General features: G+C 57.7%; 13 protein-coding genes. 6 read left to right on the top strand and 7 right to left on the bottom strand.

What is annotated here, in order from left to right; translation table 11 throughout:
• Window positions 1–237 precede the first annotated feature (237 nt).
• Complete coding sequence (locus FHW16_RS10535) at window positions 238–5,475, bottom strand: kinesin (protein ID WP_182549157.1); 5,238 nt, start codon at window positions 5,473–5,475, stop codon at window positions 238–240.
• 302 nt (window positions 5,476–5,777) lie between these two features.
• On the opposite strand from FHW16_RS10535, the gene FHW16_RS10530 reads away from it, so the two are divergent.
• The 3 genes from FHW16_RS10530 to FHW16_RS10520 all read left to right on the top strand — a co-directional run bounded on the left by FHW16_RS10530 (window position 5,778) and on the right by FHW16_RS10520 (window position 7,697).
• Window positions 5,778–6,152: an Hpt domain-containing protein gene (locus FHW16_RS10530; RefSeq protein ID WP_246711710.1), complete on the top strand. Its 375-nt coding sequence runs from the start codon at window positions 5,778–5,780 to the stop codon at window positions 6,150–6,152.
• 89 nt (window positions 6,153–6,241) lie between these two features.
• On the top strand, window positions 6,242–6,562 hold the full coding sequence (locus tag FHW16_RS10525) for a 2Fe-2S iron-sulfur cluster-binding protein (protein WP_182549156.1): 321 nt from the start codon (window positions 6,242–6,244) through the stop codon (window positions 6,560–6,562).
• Window positions 6,563–6,671: 109 nt separating this feature from the next.
• Window positions 6,672–7,697 (top strand): NAD(P)/FAD-dependent oxidoreductase, encoded by a 1,026-nt coding sequence (locus FHW16_RS10520; RefSeq protein WP_182549155.1) that lies wholly within the window; start codon window positions 6,672–6,674, stop codon window positions 7,695–7,697.
• Between the two features lie 40 nt (window positions 7,698–7,737).
• Here FHW16_RS10520 and FHW16_RS10515 read toward each other — a convergent pair whose 3' ends face one another.
• Window positions 7,738–8,358, bottom strand: coding sequence for a DUF922 domain-containing Zn-dependent protease (locus FHW16_RS10515; protein WP_182549154.1), 621 nt, complete (start codon window positions 8,356–8,358; stop codon window positions 7,738–7,740).
• A gap of 156 nt (window positions 8,359–8,514) precedes the next feature.
• On the opposite strand from FHW16_RS10515, the gene folP reads away from it, so the two are divergent.
• Window positions 8,515–9,354 carry a dihydropteroate synthase gene (folP, locus tag FHW16_RS10510; protein ID WP_182549153.1) on the top strand — a complete coding sequence of 280 codons (840 nt, stop codon included), beginning with the start codon at window positions 8,515–8,517 and terminating at the stop codon, window positions 9,352–9,354.
• Window positions 9,351–9,881: a 2-amino-4-hydroxy-6-hydroxymethyldihydropteridine diphosphokinase gene (folK, locus tag FHW16_RS10505; protein ID WP_182549152.1), complete on the top strand. Its 531-nt coding sequence runs from the start codon at window positions 9,351–9,353 to the stop codon at window positions 9,879–9,881. The genes folP and folK overlap by 4 nt, the downstream gene beginning before the upstream one ends.
• Here the strand turns inward: folK and FHW16_RS10500 are convergent.
• From FHW16_RS10500 to FHW16_RS10485, 4 genes are all read right to left on the bottom strand, one after another.
• Complete coding sequence (locus FHW16_RS10500; RefSeq protein ID WP_182549151.1) at window positions 9,878–10,414, bottom strand: hypothetical protein; 537 nt, start codon at window positions 10,412–10,414, stop codon at window positions 9,878–9,880. The genes folK and FHW16_RS10500 overlap by 4 nt on opposite strands.
• A gap of 106 nt (window positions 10,415–10,520) precedes the next feature.
• The gene (locus tag FHW16_RS10495) at window positions 10,521–11,618 is read right to left on the bottom strand and encodes a YcjF family protein (protein ID WP_182549150.1); all 1,098 of its coding nucleotides are present in this window, start codon (window positions 11,616–11,618) and stop codon (window positions 10,521–10,523) included.
• The gene (locus tag FHW16_RS10490) at window positions 11,615–13,078 is read right to left on the bottom strand and encodes a YcjX family protein (RefSeq protein WP_182549149.1); all 1,464 of its coding nucleotides are present in this window, start codon (window positions 13,076–13,078) and stop codon (window positions 11,615–11,617) included. The genes FHW16_RS10495 and FHW16_RS10490 overlap by 4 nt, the downstream gene beginning before the upstream one ends.
• Window positions 13,079–13,165: 87 nt before the next feature.
• The gene (locus FHW16_RS10485; RefSeq protein WP_182549148.1) at window positions 13,166–13,681 is read right to left on the bottom strand and encodes a SixA phosphatase family protein; all 516 of its coding nucleotides are present in this window, start codon (window positions 13,679–13,681) and stop codon (window positions 13,166–13,168) included.
• Between the two features lie 395 nt (window positions 13,682–14,076).
• On the opposite strand from FHW16_RS10485, the gene dksA reads away from it, so the two are divergent.
• Window positions 14,077–14,493 (top strand): RNA polymerase-binding protein DksA, encoded by a 417-nt coding sequence (dksA, locus tag FHW16_RS10480; protein ID WP_091877580.1) that lies wholly within the window; start codon window positions 14,077–14,079, stop codon window positions 14,491–14,493.
• Between the two features lie 73 nt (window positions 14,494–14,566).
• On the opposite strand, the gene FHW16_RS10475 is transcribed toward dksA, so the two are convergent.
• On the bottom strand, window positions 14,567–15,658 hold the full coding sequence (locus FHW16_RS10475; protein ID WP_182549147.1) for a flagellar biosynthetic protein FliO: 1,092 nt from the start codon (window positions 15,656–15,658) through the stop codon (window positions 14,567–14,569).
• Between the last annotated feature and the right edge of the window lie 215 nt (window positions 15,659–15,873).

Here is a 15,873-nt window from a genome sequence, read left to right as displayed (position 1 = left end):
GGATTTAGCGCTGGCTAAATCCTTAGAAAATTCAAGAGAGGGGATTTGCTAGGCCGGAGAATATCCCCTCTCTTGCGATTTCAGGCACTTGAGCTTCGCTACGCTCGCTAAGATGCCAAAATCGCTTTCTCTCCCGCAAGGGGGAGAGATACCCGGCATCATCTATTGATCCCAAACAAACGGGCAATAAAAAACGCGGCTCAAGGCCGCGTTTTTCAGTTCTGAGAAATCTCTGTCTTAGCGCAGGCGGTTACTCGCGTGGGCCAGCATGGTGTAGACCTTGCCCGTGTCCGATGTGAGGTAATTCTGCGTGACGACATTGTCGCGATCGTTGCGGGCAACGTCCTCCAGCAGGCGTTCGAAGTCCTCCATGTAGCGATCGACGGCACGACGGAATTCGCTGTCTGCCTGGTACTTGCGCTTGATCTCGTCAAACGTCTGCTGACCCTTCAGCGTGTAGAGGCGGCGGGTGAACACATTGCGTTCACCGGCGCGGTAACGCTGCCACAGTTCAACAGAAGCCTCGTGGTCGATCGCACGGGTAATGTCGACCGAAAGCGAGTTCAACGATTCAACCACCTGACCGGGAGAGCGAGGCTCTGGAGCCTTCGCCTTCGGTTCGGCGGGTGCTTCGTCGCTTGAGGCGCGGCGGAGCAGGTCGGAAACCCAGCCATTGCCCTGCTTTGGCTGTTCAGCATTGCCGCGCGTGTCGAGGGTGCCACGCATGGCTGGTGCGGTCGCGACAGCTGCCGGAGCTGGCGCTGCTGCCCGAGGGGCGGCAACTGGTTCGCTGCGCTGCGGCTGTGGGGCCGGTGCAGCAGCTGTTGCCACGCGGGCTGGAGCCGGCGCACGGGCTGCACGTGCCTCACCGACGTCTGTCAGACGTCCGGACTTCTGCACGATGTCAGACAGTTCCTTCAGCGCATTGATCTGCTCGGAGACAGCCTTGCGCATCTGCGCCGTCGACTGCTTGGCTTCTTCCGGCATGTCCATGACACCGCGCTGCAGTTCCGAACGGGTCTCTTCGAGTTCCGCACGGATGGCAGCCGAGGAACGGCGGATTTCGTCCGTCGCATTGGCGAACTTCTGTGATGCCTGTTCGACAACTTCCGAGATCGAATTGCGGATCTGTTCGGTTGTCTGCGTGGCGCGTCCTTCTGCCCGGTCGAAAGCGGAGGAGACGAGGGATTCGAACGACCGCATGGTCTTTTCGATATTCTCGGATTTCTCCACCAGACCCGTTGCGAGATTCTGCAGGGCAGCCTGACGTTCGTCGAAGGTCGAAGCAAGGTTCGACTGAGACGAATTGATCAGGTCGGATGCAGAGCTCAGCATCTTGCCATGCTCGTCGAAACGCTTGGCGATGGAAGCAATGTCGACGAGTGTCGTGTTCGACAGCTGTGAGAGCTTGCCGATATTGCCATCGATGAGAAGTGTCGAGGACTGGAAAGACTCGGCAGCACGTGTTGCGTTTTCGGCAAAGGTGGTTGTCGTGTCCAGAAGACGTCCGTCGATGTCACCAAGGTTCTTGGTGGCCATGTCGATCAGCTCGCCCAGCTTCGCATTGGAAGAGGAGAGGCGGTCGATCAGGTTGCTGACATCATCGGTGAGACCTGCCTTGGCTTCCTGAACAGCGGTGATGGTTTCCGCTGTCCGGCTGGCGATGGCATTGATCAGGGCTGCATTTTCAACACGCAGACGTTCCGTGGCTGCCGTCGTGGCTTCGACAAGCTGCGACGCGAGTGTGCGGCCATTGTCAGCAAGGCTTTCGACGAGCGGCTGGGCCGTGTTGTCGAGAATGCTGATGATTTCCTGCGAGCGGGCTGCGAGCACTTCATTGAGTTCACGGGTGCTTTCGGCCAGCTTGGATGCCGTCGAATCCGTGGCTGCCGTGAAGCGGGCTTCCAGAGCTTCCAGATTGGCAGCCGCTTCTGTAGCACGCTGGCCAAGACGCTTTTCGGTTTCTGCAAGACTCTCATTCATGCGCAGGCTGAATGCCTCCCCATGACCATCGAGCGCTTCACCAGCCTTCTGCGCCTCACCTGTAAGGGTGGAAGCGGCTTCGGTGATCTTGTCGCGCAGGGTGCGGGCAACGACCGAGGCGCTCTGTTCAAGCGACTTGCGGACATTGTCAACGCCCATGGCGAGCGCGCTCTGCATGGTTGTCGTGCGTTCGTCGATCGTACCACCATGGTTTTCAAACGCCTTGGCGAGCACATCGGCGCTATCCTGCAGAACTGCCTGCAAGGCAACAGTGCGGTCGCTGATCGCGCCAGCCTGACCATCGAGGGTCTGGCTGAGGATGGCATTGCCCTGTTCCATGGCCGCCCGGATGCTGCTGATGCGCTCATCCAGCACGCTGGCATGGCTGTTCAGCGTGTCACCGATGCGAGAATCGGTGTCGGCGAGCGTTGCCGCGATGGCCGCAGCACGTTCGTCGATCGTGTTGACATGGGCAGCGAGCGTGTCGCTGATACCGGCGTTGCTGTCGGCAAGTGTTGCCTGGATTGCCGCCGCACGCTCGTCGAGCGTGTTGACATGCGAGGCAAGTGTATTGCCGATCTTGGCGTTGCTGTTGGCGAGCGTCGCTGTGATTGTCGCTGCCCGCTCATCAATTGCGCCAACATGCGAGGCGAGTGTGTCACCGATTTGCGCATTGCTGTTCGAAAGCGCTGAGGTAATTGCCGCCGCCCGTTCATCAATCGCATTGACGTGTGAGGCAAGCGTATCACCGATTTGAGTGTTGCTATCGTTGAGCGTGGCCCGAATTCCTGCGGCCCGTTCGTCGATGGCTGTGACGTGTGAAGTGAGCACATTGCCAATCTGGGCATTGCTGCTGTCGAGAACAGAGCGGATTCCGGCGGTGCGCTCATCGATAACCGATGCGTGACCGGCAAGGGTCTGGCCAATCTGCGCATGGGTGTTTTCAAGCGCAGCCTGGATGGCCGCCGTACGCTCATCCAACGCCGAGGCATGGGATGAAAGCGTATTGCCGATGCGCGTATCGCTGTTGGCAAGCGCCTGTTCGATACCGGCCGTGCGATCCTCAATGGCGCTGGCGTGGGATGCCAGCACATTGCTGATGCGCTCGTCACTGCTCGTCAGGGCACTTTCGATGCGGCTTGTACGGCCATCAACGGATTCAATGAAGCCGCTGAGCGTACCGTCGATGCGGGCGCCGCTGTTGAGCAGGGTGGACTGGATTTCCGCGTTGCGGGCGTCGATAGCCTGCGTATGGGCAGCCAATGTGTCACCGAGCTTGGCATCGCTGCCAGCCAGAGCCAGCTGGATGTCCTGATTGCGCTCGTCAAGGCTCTTGGCATGGTGGTCAAGAGTCTGGGCAATCTTGGCATGGGTGTCGACAAAGGCGGCGCGCATACCGGATGTGCGGTCGTCCATGATCTTGCCATGGGCCTCGAGTGTCTGGCCGATGCGGGCATCGCCGGCCAGGATCGCTGCCTCAACGCCGGCACTGCGGGCATCGATGCTGCGAACGTGTTCATCCAGAGTCTGGCGAATCTTTTCATCCGTATCGGAGAATGCAGCGTGCATGCCCGACGTGCGGTCTTCGATTGCCTTGGCATGCGAATCGAGCGTTGCTCCGATGCGGGCGTCATTGTCCGCAAGCGCTGCACGCAGACCAGCCGCGCGATCGTCGATCGATGCGGTATGACCGTCAATGATCTGGCCAATGGCAGCCGTGCTGGTTTCGAGAACGGAGCGGAGGCTCGATGTATGTTCGCCAAGCTGTCCGGCCTGATCGCGAATGATCGAGGCTGCACGCTCTGTCTCACCCGACAGAGTCGTCGCAAGCGCTTCGCGGCTTTCTGCAAGCTTGTCAGCAAAGAGGGTCGTATTGGCCGACAGCAGGCTTCCGACCGATTCCGACAGGCTCGACAGATCATTGCCGATCTTGGCCTTTGTTTCGTCGACAATACCGTCGATCGAGGCACGGCCGTCGGTGAAGGTCTTGGCGATGTCACGGGTACGTTCGATCAGCTGTTCGTTGATCTGGCGTGCGCGGGCTTCAAGTGCCGAATTCAGGCGCTCGGTGCTGGCATCCAGTGACTGGGCGCGGGTTTCGAACTCGGCAAGCAGGGAGCGGCCGCGTTCGTTGATCGTGGTGTCCAATCCGGCGAGGCGCGTGTCAAATTCACCCACCAGCGTCTGGGTAGCGTTCCCCAGCAGCGAAAGCATGCTGTTGGTGCGGCCGTCCAGCGTATCCGCCAGCTTCATGGTAACCGAATCTGTCTGTTCGGAGAGCGCCGCGATCCGCATTTCCAGAAGATTTGCAAAGGCTTCGCCTGATGTGGTGATCTTGGCCGAGATATCATCGGAGCGGGAGCCGATCGATTCGGCGATCGTCTGGCCGCTCTGGGTCAGGCGATCAATGAGCGTCTCGCCCGATTGGCTGATCGACATGGTCAGGTTGGTCGAAGCGTTGAGCAGATTGTCACGCAGCGAATCGCCGGCCAGGGACAATTCATCCTTAAGCTGCTCATGGGCGCTCGAGATCGAAGCGCGAACCCGTTCGGCATGGCCGATGACCGATTCGCGTTCACCGCCGAGGCGATCCACAAGTGTGCGGATACGATGTTCATTGTCCGTATAGACGCGTTCGAGCTGGTTGACCTCGGTCTGCACCAGTGTTTCCAGTTCGACGGCACGGGCGAGGGTGCGTTCCACGCCTTCGCTCATGGCTGCAACTTCACGGCGAACAGCCTGACCCAATGACGTTACACGGTCGGAAGAGAGCATTTCCGGCTCGGAAAGACGCATTGCGGCTTCGGCCATGGAGCGGGCAGCGTACTGCATTTCCTGTGCGCGGCGGACCATCAGGGCAAAAGCCCAGAACAACATGATCGGCACGATAATCGCAACGGCGAGAGCAATGGCGTGAGGGGCGGCAGCAAAGTCAGAGAAAGAACGAACTGACCATAGGGATGGTCCATAGAGTGCCTGCCCTAGCACGATGACAGCGGCAGCCCAGAGAACACTGACGACGGCTGTGACGAGACCATAGGAGCGCGGTGCCTGGATCGGACTCGTCGAGCGAACAGCGGATTGGGTGTTTTGCAGCAAATCATCATTTGCCGGCTTGAAAGTCTGTGGCGGCACGGCGGGCGCTTTGGGGGGCGCGGGCGGAGCGGCGGGAATCGGGTTGGCAGCCATGATCTGCGGCTTGGGCGCAGGAAGCGGAATCGTGTTGTCCGCTGCAAGGCTTTCCCTGATTTCCACGGGTTTCACAGGTTCAGGCATCACCGGCGGCGTGTGCTTTTCCGCTGCCAGTTCCTGTGCGGCCTGAGAAATCTGGGCTTCAAGATCATTAAAAGAGATCAGATCGTCGTCGATCGGCGAAAGATCCATATCCATGCCGAGTGTCGACTCATCGAAATCAATTTCTAGAGCCTTTTCAAGAGCTTCGCCAAGTTCATCTTCGGCTTTCGCTGCTTTGTTCTTCGGGGCTGTGGCCATGTTTACCTCGCAATATTGGGCAGCGACCACATGTGGAGCCGACTGCGCCATACTCTTTACGCCTTAAGTGTATCGTACTGGCACATGGATTGGAAAGAAACAATGGATTCGGGAAATGCTTAAAAGTTTAAACACAAGGTTAATTTTTTTTGGGCTGATCCAAATTTTGCCCGAGTGCCTTAATTAACTGTTCGTTCACCACGTCGGGCCAATTCCGGGGGTAGCCGCCATGCTTTAACCCAGAATACCCGGCAATTGATTAAACTTGTGCATTCATTCGAGTCTGTGTTCAGGAGAGTACAATGGCACTGCCACAACAAGCGTCAATGGCATTTGCGTTGCCGGGCGGCGAAACGTCCATACCATCACGCAAACGACCTATCGATCTCGTGCACCTTACCCGCGAGACATTTGGCAACAGAGCCCTTGAGACAGAAATCCTCAGCCTCTTTTCCCGGCAGATTTGCACAATCGTTGATCGGTTGAGCCAGGCGAATGCAGATGAGCGGGTTCGTCTTGCCAGATCACTCAAGGGTTCGGCCCGCGCCGTCGGTGCCTTCCGGGTTGCCGATATGGCCGAATCGATCGAACAGTCCCCCAGCAATGCAAAGTTGGTGAACGAGCTTCGTCCTGAAATCGATGATGTGCGTGACTATATAGCGGCGATCACGCGCTAGGCCTGCTTCCGGGCTGCGTCAGGGAGTGCAATTGACTTCCCTGCTCAAATCCCTATTTCAGCGGTAACTTTTCTGCTTGGGGCTTTTACATGGCAAAAATTACGTTTGTCACTTTCGATGGCGTCCGGATTGAGGCGGATGCTGAAAACGGCTCGACCGTGATGGAAAGTGCCATCCGCAATGCTGTTCCCGGTATCGACGCAGAGTGCGGCGGTGCCTGTGCGTGCGCCACCTGCCACGTCTATGTGGATGACGCTTGGCAAGAAGTGACGGGCGAGCCGGAAGCAATGGAAGAGGACATGCTGGACTTTGCCTATGATGTGCGTCCAAGTTCGCGGCTGTCCTGCCAGATCCGCGTATCCGATGAACTCGATGGCCTCGTGGTTCACGTTCCGGAACGTCAGGCTTAATATTTCGCATATTTAGCCTGATATTTTCTCACCGACCGATTAGAAATGCTCCATTCCAGACCACATGGGGGTATGGGATAATGCATTGGTTTGTCATGAGGAAATATCGATGAGTGAAATAACCAAAACAGACGTTGTGATCATCGGCGCCGGACCTGTCGGGCTTTTTGCCGTGTTTGAACTTGGCCTTTATGATCTCAAATGCCATCTCATTGATATTCTGGACCGTCCCGGTGGCCAATGCGCAGAGCTCTATCCGGAAAAACCCATCTACGACATTCCTGCCTGGCCTGAAATCAGCGGACAGGGTCTGACTGACAAGCTGATGGAGCAGATCAAGCCGTTTGCCCCGCAGTTTCATTTCAATCGCATGGTAACCCGGCTGGAGCGCCAGCCGGACGGGCAGTTCCACGTGGAAACGGATGAGGGCGAGGTTTTTGAAACCAAGGTGGTGGTGATCGCCGCCGGTGGCGGGTCATTCCAGCCGAAGCGGCCTCCGGTCCCCGGTATCGAAGCCTTTGAGGGCAAGAGCGTTTTTTACTCGGTGCGGCGCATGGAGGAATTCCGTGACGAAGACGTGCTGATCGTCGGCGGCGGCGATTCTGCACTCGACTGGGCGCTCAATCTGCAGCCCATCGCCCGCAGTCTGACGGTGGTGCATCGCCGCGCTGAATTCCGCGCAGCGCCCGACAGCGTCAAGAAAATGTTCGAACTGGTCGAACGTGGCAGCGTGCGCTTCGAGCTTGGACAGGTTTCCGGTCTGACGGGCGAGGGTGGGCAGCTTTCCAGCGCTACGATCAAGGCCGCAGAGGGGGAGACCGAGATTCCGGTCACGCGCCTGCTGCCGTTCTTCGGTTTGACCATGAAACTTGGCCCTGTCGCCGATTGGGGGCTCAACCTGCATGAAAATCTCGTACAGGTGAATGTCGAGACGTTTGAAACCTCAGAGCCCGGGATTTTCGCCATTGGCGACATCAACTGGTATCCCGGCAAGCTCAAGCTGATCCTGTCCGGTTTCCACGAGGCTGCGCTGATGACCCAGGCTGCCAAGCGCATTGTCAGCCCCGGTGAGAAAGTGGTGTTCCAGTACACGACCTCATCCACCAGCCTGCAGAAAAAGTTGGGCGTCGCTTGAGAAAATGAACCTTTGAACCGGCGCGTGAGCGCCGGTGGGGCTATTCCTTTTTCTTTTCCATCTCGCGCTGGATCCGGAATATGAGCAGCCGCTCGAAGCGACGTTCAAAATTCTTTCCCTCTACGCGGTCAAATTGAACCTGTGCTGCATCCTGCTCCGTCATCAGTTTGGTCATGAGCGCTGCAGCATCCGTTTTCATTTCATCGCAATTGCTGCGCCAGGGCAGGGCCTTCAGGGACCGCTCCATATCGAATGCAGCCGTACGGGCGATAATGATATGGCTCTCTTCGTGGCGTTTGATATCGGCCGAAAGCGTATCCCAGATGAGGGCAAGATCGGGCTTTGCCGATGGGCGCTGCTTCCAGCGTGGCAGATGCACGCGCGCACGAATGGTGATGTCCGCTGCAACGATACGGCAACTTTTGCTGTCCGATCCGTATTTGACTTTCGTGTTGAAGCGCATCTGCGTTGCCCCGGGGTGGCGCTGCCCGGTCTTGTGTATCTGCGGACCGCGCCGGCTCAGTTCGCGATCAAGATCGGCAGCGGTTCTGCCCGACAAGGTGAAATATTCGTATGTGCGCAGGACAACCGCCGCATTGGCGCTTTCACCCGCGAGCAGGCATGCGAGTGCGAAAGCCGCCGTTCTGACAATATTCTTCATGGGGATTCGTCCTTCGTTTTCTGCCGGAGCCTGCCTGATCCAGCTTATAAGTCTATCGCGTAACACTGTAGGGGCAAAAACGTTGCGGATGAATTGACGTGACGGCCGTTCTGTTCAAAAACAACTGGAGCAGAACGGTCTTGAAAGGAGTATCCCATGCAAAGAGAGTGGCGTCTGGCGCATGGACGATCCCTGACGCTCGGACCGGTGTCTGTCATCATGGGTGTTCTGAATGTCACGCCGGATTCGTTCTCCGATGGCGGTGTGCATCTCGCTCTGGACAAGGCGATTGAGGGAGCAAGGGCGATGATCGCCGAAGGCGCAACCATCATCGACGTCGGTGGTGAGTCGACCCGTCCTGGCGCAACCCGTGTTGATCCCAAAACCGAACAGTCGCGGGTGCTTCCAGTCATCGATGCTCTCGCACGGGAGACCGACGTACTGATTTCCGTCGATACCTATCGCGAGGAGACCGCACGGCTTGCTGTTGCTGCCGGCGCGCATATCGTCAATGACGTTTGGGGTGTGCAACGTGAACCGGCGATCGCGGACCTTGCCGCGGAAACCGGCGCGGGACTTGTGATCATGCATACGGGCCGGGAGAGAGAACGCGATCCCGACGTCATTGTTGACCAATTCGCTTTCCTTAACCGCTCATTGGAAATCGCCAGCCTTGCGGGGGTGGCGCATGATCAGATTGTTCTTGATCCGGGATTTGGTTTTGCCAAGGAGACTGAGGAGAATCTGGCGCTGATCGACCGTTTTGGCGAGTTGCAGGCTTTCGGGTATCCGTTTCTGGCCGGCACCTCGCGCAAACGCTTTCTTGGCGCGGTGACGGGGCGCGATGCGGACCAGCGCGATGCGGTGACGGCCGCGACCTCGGCGATTCTGCGGCTGGCCGGGGCGGATATTTTCCGCGTGCATGATGTGAGAACCAACAGGGATGCCTTGGCCGTGGTTGATGTCATCCTCCAGCAGCGGAGCGCGAAGACATGACTATCAGGTACAGGACATGGCTGGGTCTCGGCGGCAATATCGGCGATCCGACTCAATCGATGGCGGACGCCTTGCAGGCGCTGCACCGGCGCGATGATACGCGCGTCGCCACTGTTTCGCCGGTTTATCGGACCCCGCCATGGGGCAAGACCGATCAGGCCTGGTTCCACAATGCCTGCGCACAGGTGGAAACATCGATGTTGCCGGAGGAACTGCTGGCCGCGTGTCTGGATATCGAGAAAGAGATGAAACGGGAGCGAATCGAGCGCTGGGGCCCGCGCATCATTGATATCGATGTTCTCACATATGAAGGCATGGAAAGCTTCGATAGCCAGTCATTGACCCTGCCTCATCCACGTATGACAGAGCGGGCATTTGTGCTGGTTCCACTCAACGATATTGCGCCTGATCTTGTGGTCAACGGCAAAAGCATCGCGGATTGGGCGGCGCTGTGCGACCGCTCCGGCATAGAAAAAGCCCGCGATGACGCGGGCTGGTGGCTCGAAACGGGATCCGGAAAAAGTTAATTCTTGGCGATGCTGCTGACGGCGGTTGGATCCACACGCTTCAACGTCATTCCGACCACCGGAATCAGTGTGTCTTCGAGCCGTACGGAAATGGTGACATTCAGCATATTATCGCCGGTGAATTTGGCCAGCATTGCGCCTGTCAGCTGCTTGCGGGTGATATTCAGGACAACACGGTCGCCCGCAACGCTGCCGCCCGTTATATCAAGGCCCTTGCCAGCCGCACCGTCGAGGAATGTGCCTTTGTAGGTGCCGCCGCTGCGCGCAATAGTTGCTTTCATGGGCTGATTGAAAATGCCGACGCGGCAATTGCCGTCAAGCGTCATGCCCGCTGTCTCATCGGGTGTCGAACCATCGAGGGTGCAGGTGAATTTTGTGCCCTTGTATTTGCCCGCAACAATCTCGCCGGGGCCGACCCATTGGCCTTCCACGGTCTGAAAGAATTCGGCGTCTTTATCCTTGGCTTGTGCTGAAAACGCGAAGAGCGCGCAGGCGAACAAAGACAGGGTAGCGGCAGCTGCGCGTGTTTTCATTAGGGATACTCAGCACAAATCATTGAAATGACGATGACCGATCATCGGTTGGAATGGTTAACGGATGGTTGCCATTCCTGCCGAAATTGCAACCCCGTCCACAGGTTTATTCTTTTTTGGTGCCGCCGATGCGGGCGAGATCCCCGATAAAATCGCCAATTCCCGGCCGCTTTTCCGCGTTGAACGGAAAAGGGCGGACCAGATCCATTGCTGAAATACCGATACGGGCGGTCATCATGCCATTGATGACGCCTTCGCCCAGACGAGCGGACAGTTTGGCCGCAAGGCCATGGCCGACGAGTTGCTGTATGATGCTGTCGCCCATGGCAACAGTGCCGGTCACAGCGAGATGGGCGATCACATTGCGCGTAAGCTTGAGGAAGCCGAGAGTGCCGGGCCGCCCGCCATAGAGCTCCGACAGGCGGCGGATCAGTCGCGCCGACTCGAAGACGACATAGCCAATATCGACCAAAGCGCGCGGGCTGACCGCGGTAACAACCGATACGCGTTTCGATGCGGCGAGGATAAGTTCGCGCGCCTGCCGGTCCAGCGGGCGGAGCAATTCGGTTTCCGTCAGGCGGATGAGATCACGTCCGTCGATCACATCGTCGCGCAAATCGTGCAGGAGGGCCCGGCCCTTGGCCGTTGCCGGCATGGTTTCGGCAATGGTCACAAGCCGTGCCACAGCTGCCTTGGCCTGCCGTGCATCATTGTCAGCGGCAGCCTTGGCGGCTTCATCGCGCAGGGATTGCACGGACGAAAGACGGCGCAGGGCAAGCGCTTCACGGATGACAATGGCGAGAAGTGAAAATGCGGCAACAACGCCAACGGCAAGTGCAACCCAGCCGAGCCAGGGTGCGCGGTCAAACAGGGTGCGGATGAGATTGTCAGCCCAAAGGCCGACGGCCAGTGATACGAGCACACCCAACGCGCCGGTGAGCACGGAAGCAAAGGAAAGACGCTTCTTGCGCGGCAAGGCGGGGGGCGGGGTGAGCGCGTCGAGTTCATTTGCGGCAGCCGGATCAAGATCAAACACGTCAACGGCTGCCGGTGTAATGACGGCAACATCCCTGATCGCCTTCGGCCTTCGGCTCTCGGGTTGCACCGAAACGGTCTTTTGGGGCGTCTCAGTTTTTGCGCGCTGGTCTGGCTCGGGCGGATCAATGCGAAAGGCTGCGGGTCTGCGTGGGTTGCTGCCGGTCATGCGAGACGATCTCCGATCAGGAACTGAAGCGCGCGGTCAAGCCGGATGTGCGGCAGCGACAATGTAAACCCTTCTGCGGTCTTTTCGAGGCTTGGCGGCCGGAACCTGACAAAGCGAATGGCCGGGTCTTCAGAAACTGATTCCGGTTCCTCGAAAATTGAATCCGGTTTTAGCGGTAAGTCACCGGGAAATATGGCTGTTTCCGTCTTCCCGTCAAAGCGTTCTCCGTCGATCGTTTCGCCTTTGAGCGGCGTTCCGACGATGACGGGCAGGATTTCCTTGCCTTGAGTCACCGTTGCTTCACGGGTGGTGCGAACGGCTGCCATAGCAAGCACATCGACATTCGCACCGGAAAAATCGGCGCGGCTGACGGCGCGATCGACCAGGCGGCGGACGATGGCCTGCAGTCTGTCATGACTCTCATGGTGCAGATGATCGGCTTTCGTTGCCGCAATGAGGATACGGCTGATGCGTCTCTGAACGAGGCCGGTGAGAAAATTCGTACTGCCGGGCCGGAAGCATGACAAGATTTCAGTCAAGGCACGTTCGAGATCGGCAATGGCTGATGTTCCGGCATTCATCGCCTGCATGGCATCGACAAGCACGATTTGGCGGTCAAGCCGGGCGATGTGTTCGCGGAAGAAGGGTTTGACCACGTGGGTTTTGTAGGCCTCGTAGCGGCGCTCCATCATGGCTGCCAAGGAGCCCGCGCGGTGTTTGCCCGTGCCGAGGTTAGGCAGAGGCGCAAAAGTGAGGGCAGGCGAACCATCGAGATCACCGGGCATCAGAAAGCGGCCGGGGGGCAGTGTTGACAGTGCGCGCTCGTCAGCCTTTCCTGCTTTGAGATAGCCGGTGAAACTACGGGCAAGCCGCTGCGCCGTGATCTCGTCCGCCTGTGCGTCGGGACTGACACTGTCCGCCTCAGCAAGCCATTCGCTTGCCAGTTCGTGACGGTTTTCAAGCCGGGCGAGTTCGAAGGAGTCCTTGGAGAATTCGGCAAAGGACTTGTTGAGCAGAGGCAGATCCAGCAGCCATTCCCCGGGATAATCGACAATATCAACGGAAAGTTTGCCGCCTGAGAACATACGGTTCCACATCGAGGCGGATTCGTACTCGATTGTGAGGCGCAGTTCTGAAATAGCCCGGGTGGAATCCGGCCAGATACGGTCTTCAATGAGGGCTTTCAGATGATCCTCATACTGGAACCGCGGCACTGCATCGTCGGGCTGCTCTTCCAGATAGGCCTTGGCGATGCGGCCGGACTTCTGCGCCTCGAACAAGGGCAGGCGGCCGCCATGGATGAGATTGTGCACCAGTGCGGTGATGAAAACGGTCTTTCCCGCCCTGGAAAGACCGGTCACGCCAAGCCGCAGCGATGGGGAAACCAACGCAGTGGTGCGATCTGCCAGGGTATCCAGCGCGATCTTCGCTTCGTCGGTCAGTGTTGTCAGTGTTCCCAAATCGTCCTGCGCTTTCGCCCTGTTGCCAATCCAGATTATGGCCCGGATATAGGGGCCACGCGTTTAATGACAAGAACCTGGCTTTTTTCAGAGATGTTCGGAAGGCGAAAGGAACGTCGACAACGTACCGGTTCCGGGACGAATCTCTGCCAATGGCCGGTCGAAATTGATCACGGCAAGACCAGCGGTCGGAAAACCGGCGGCAAAGACGGGATGGGCAGGCGGGTCTCCGCGCCCGGCAAGAGCCATGGCCACATCTTCCATCATAGGGTTGTGGCCGACAAGCATGACGGAGCTGGCATTTTCATGCTCAAGACCCGCCATGCGGATTGCCGTCAGATAATTGTCTGCCGTGCCCGAGTAGAGTTTTTCCAGCGTTTCCAGAATGAATGGCGGCTTTACGCCGATATGTTCCAGCGTCTGGCGGGCTCGCACGGCCGTCGAGCAGATGACGACGTCGGGCTGCAGCCCGGCCCGTTTCATTTCTTCGCCAAGCACAGTTGCCGATTCAATACCGGCAGAATCCAGCGCTCTGTCGAAGTCTTTCTGACCAGGTGATGGCCAGACTGCTTTGGCATGTCGGAGTAAATAGACCTGGCTCATCTCTAAACTCCAAGATTATGGCAATGCCAGATAAGGTGTCATTGTTTCTTTTAGGACACAAATAATGGATAAACCTCTGCGACAAATGACGCAATTCTCAAATAATTGTGCAAAACCGAGCTGTTCTAATTATGAGCGACCTGCATTTCTGTAAGGCAATAGCCAGATTGCGTCAGTCGGTTCGAAGCACCAAAACAGCGGATTAGGGGTGATTTTGGCTCAATTTCTGCATTTTTGCATTCAAAGGGGCTGTATTTGGCAAATTATTTGCCGGTTTTTTAAGCAAAATGACGTTATTCGAATCCGGCAACCGCTTGTCGTTTTGCAGTTGTGCGGCCTTGTGACACGACCTATATAGGCCTCCTCGCGTCTCATAGGTGCAGGGTGATTCAAAGATGAATAAACTTATCGATCTTGACTATAAGCCCACGGATGACGAGCCTTTCATGAGTGATCGGCAGAAATCCTACTTTCGTGAAAAACTAATCAACTGGAAGAATGACATTCTGCGGGAGGCGCGCGAAACGCTTGAGATCCTGCAGCAGGAAAATGCGAACCTGCCAGATATCGCTGATCGTGCATCGTCAGAAACTGACCGTGCGATCGAGTTGCGGGCGCGTGACCGGCAGCGCAAACTGATCTCAAAGATTGATGCAGCCTTGCAGCGCATCGATGACGGAACATACGGGTTTTGCGAGGAGACCGGTGATCCAATCAGTTTGAAGCGTCTGGATGCACGGCCGATTGCTACACTTTCCATTGAGGCGCAGGAACGTCACGAACGACGCGAGAAAGTCTACCGCGACGATTAATGTGATCTCAATGACCCTAATGAAAAAGCCCGGATATTCCGGGCTTTTTTGTTTTCAGCAGTTGGGCTGCCGATCAGCGTTTCTCGGGCTTGGAGAGATCACCAAGCAGGCGCTCCATTTCATCCTCGATGTTGCCGGACTCCTTGCGGACTTCCTCATCAGGCGTGACATGCAGTTCGCCTTTCAGATCGGATTCAAACGCATCGTCAAAGTCGATGTCAGCAAGATTAATCTCCGGCTCTTCCTGTTTGGCTGGTCCAAGCAAATCCAGCGATGACTCGTCTTGCGCGGGCTTCAGGTTCTGCACGGAGAATGGAAAAGCTGCAGCCGTCGTGGTTCTGGTTTCAACGGGCGGGGCCGGTTCCGGATGCGTTTCTTCGAAATGGGGAAGGGCATCTATGTGCGGTTCACTGCGCTGGGTCGAGCCAAACGAAGGTGCCGCCGTGCGCTGCCAGCCGTTGTCCCTCTGTGGTGCATCCAGATTGGAAGTCTCAACCTGTTGCTTTACCGCTGGTGCTGGTTGCGCCGTGAACTCGGTTGCTGCGGCGACGACGGGCGGGATAGGCTGCATGGGCGGAACCGGCGGCAGCGGGGCCGGCGCAGCAGCGGGGCGCTGAGATTCAGGCTGTGGTGTTTCCCGTGCGGGTGCCTGGGACTGGGCAGGAGCCGACGCTGGGCGAATGGGAATGTGCGGTGCTGCCTGTGCAGGCACGGTTGTGGGTCGGGCGACGGGAGCAACGGGTGGTGAAATACGGCTTGGAGCTGCTGGCGGCAAGCGGGGCGCCTCGACCGGCTTTGCCTCCGCTTTTGTCTCCGCATCAACAGGCACAACCGTGGCTGCAGGTTCGACCCGCGACTGCGGCTTGGCGAATTGCCGGATGTTCTGCTCGATGACCACATCGCTGGGGCCGCCGATCAGGATCAAATGTTCGACATCGTCGCGGCGCACCAGAACGAGGCGGCGACGATTATCGACAGCTGCGGCATCGGTGACGGACAGGCGTACCTGCCTGTTGCGTCCGCCTGACACGAAGGTACCGCCGGTTACCCGACGCAGAACCGCAAAGACCAGCAACAACAGGACAATGACCAACGCGAAAAGCAGGACGAACCCGACGATCGGGGCCGCAGTTTCGCCGACAATACCGGCCAGCCAATTATTCATGACGAACTCTCCTTTACAAACTCCGGTCCAAAACGCACGTCCCCCGACATGGAACCCGGAGTATTATTTCGTGCGACAGTAGTGCGAGCTTTTGCCTGCTGCAACCCTGATGCATACGCAGCCAGGCGCGAATGGTTCCCTTGGATCAATCGCGCGGCGCAATTGCTTCGCGAAATCGTGGAATAATAGTCACTTCTGCACGCTTGGGGTTTATA

Origin of the sequence: Phyllobacterium myrsinacearum (assembly GCF_014138285.1) — a bacterium.
GTDB lineage: Bacteria > Pseudomonadota > Alphaproteobacteria > Rhizobiales > Rhizobiaceae > Phyllobacterium > Phyllobacterium myrsinacearum_A.
Note: the sequence above shows the minus strand (reverse complement) of the source record. Positions and strands in the feature narration are given on the sequence as shown.

What these genes read in the sequence shown, in the direction of transcription:
- FHW16_RS10535 (WP_182549157.1), bottom strand. Translation starts at nt 5,475, where the DNA reads ATGGCCACAGCCCCGAAGAACAAAGCAGCGAAAGCCGAAGATGAACTT.
- FHW16_RS10475 (WP_182549147.1), bottom strand. Translation starts at nt 15,658, where the DNA reads ATGAATAATTGGCTGGCCGGTATTGTCGGCGAAACTGCGGCCCCGATC.
- FHW16_RS10500 (WP_182549151.1), bottom strand. Translation starts at nt 10,414, where the DNA reads ATGAAAACACGCGCAGCTGCCGCTACCCTGTCTTTGTTCGCCTGCGCG.
- FHW16_RS10520 (WP_182549155.1), top strand. Translation starts at nt 6,672, where the DNA reads ATGAGTGAAATAACCAAAACAGACGTTGTGATCATCGGCGCCGGACCT.
- FHW16_RS10515 (WP_182549154.1), bottom strand. Translation starts at nt 8,358, where the DNA reads ATGAAGAATATTGTCAGAACGGCGGCTTTCGCACTCGCATGCCTGCTC.
- FHW16_RS10525 (WP_182549156.1), top strand. Translation starts at nt 6,242, where the DNA reads ATGGCAAAAATTACGTTTGTCACTTTCGATGGCGTCCGGATTGAGGCG.
- folP (WP_182549153.1), top strand. Translation starts at nt 8,515, where the DNA reads ATGCAAAGAGAGTGGCGTCTGGCGCATGGACGATCCCTGACGCTCGGA.
- dksA (WP_091877580.1), top strand. Translation starts at nt 14,077, where the DNA reads ATGAATAAACTTATCGATCTTGACTATAAGCCCACGGATGACGAGCCT.
- FHW16_RS10495 (WP_182549150.1), bottom strand. Translation starts at nt 11,618, where the DNA reads ATGACCGGCAGCAACCCACGCAGACCCGCAGCCTTTCGCATTGATCCG.
- folK (WP_182549152.1), top strand. Translation starts at nt 9,351, where the DNA reads ATGACTATCAGGTACAGGACATGGCTGGGTCTCGGCGGCAATATCGGC.
- FHW16_RS10530 (WP_246711710.1), top strand. Translation starts at nt 5,778, where the DNA reads ATGGCACTGCCACAACAAGCGTCAATGGCATTTGCGTTGCCGGGCGGC.
- FHW16_RS10485 (WP_182549148.1), bottom strand. Translation starts at nt 13,681, where the DNA reads ATGAGCCAGGTCTATTTACTCCGACATGCCAAAGCAGTCTGGCCATCA.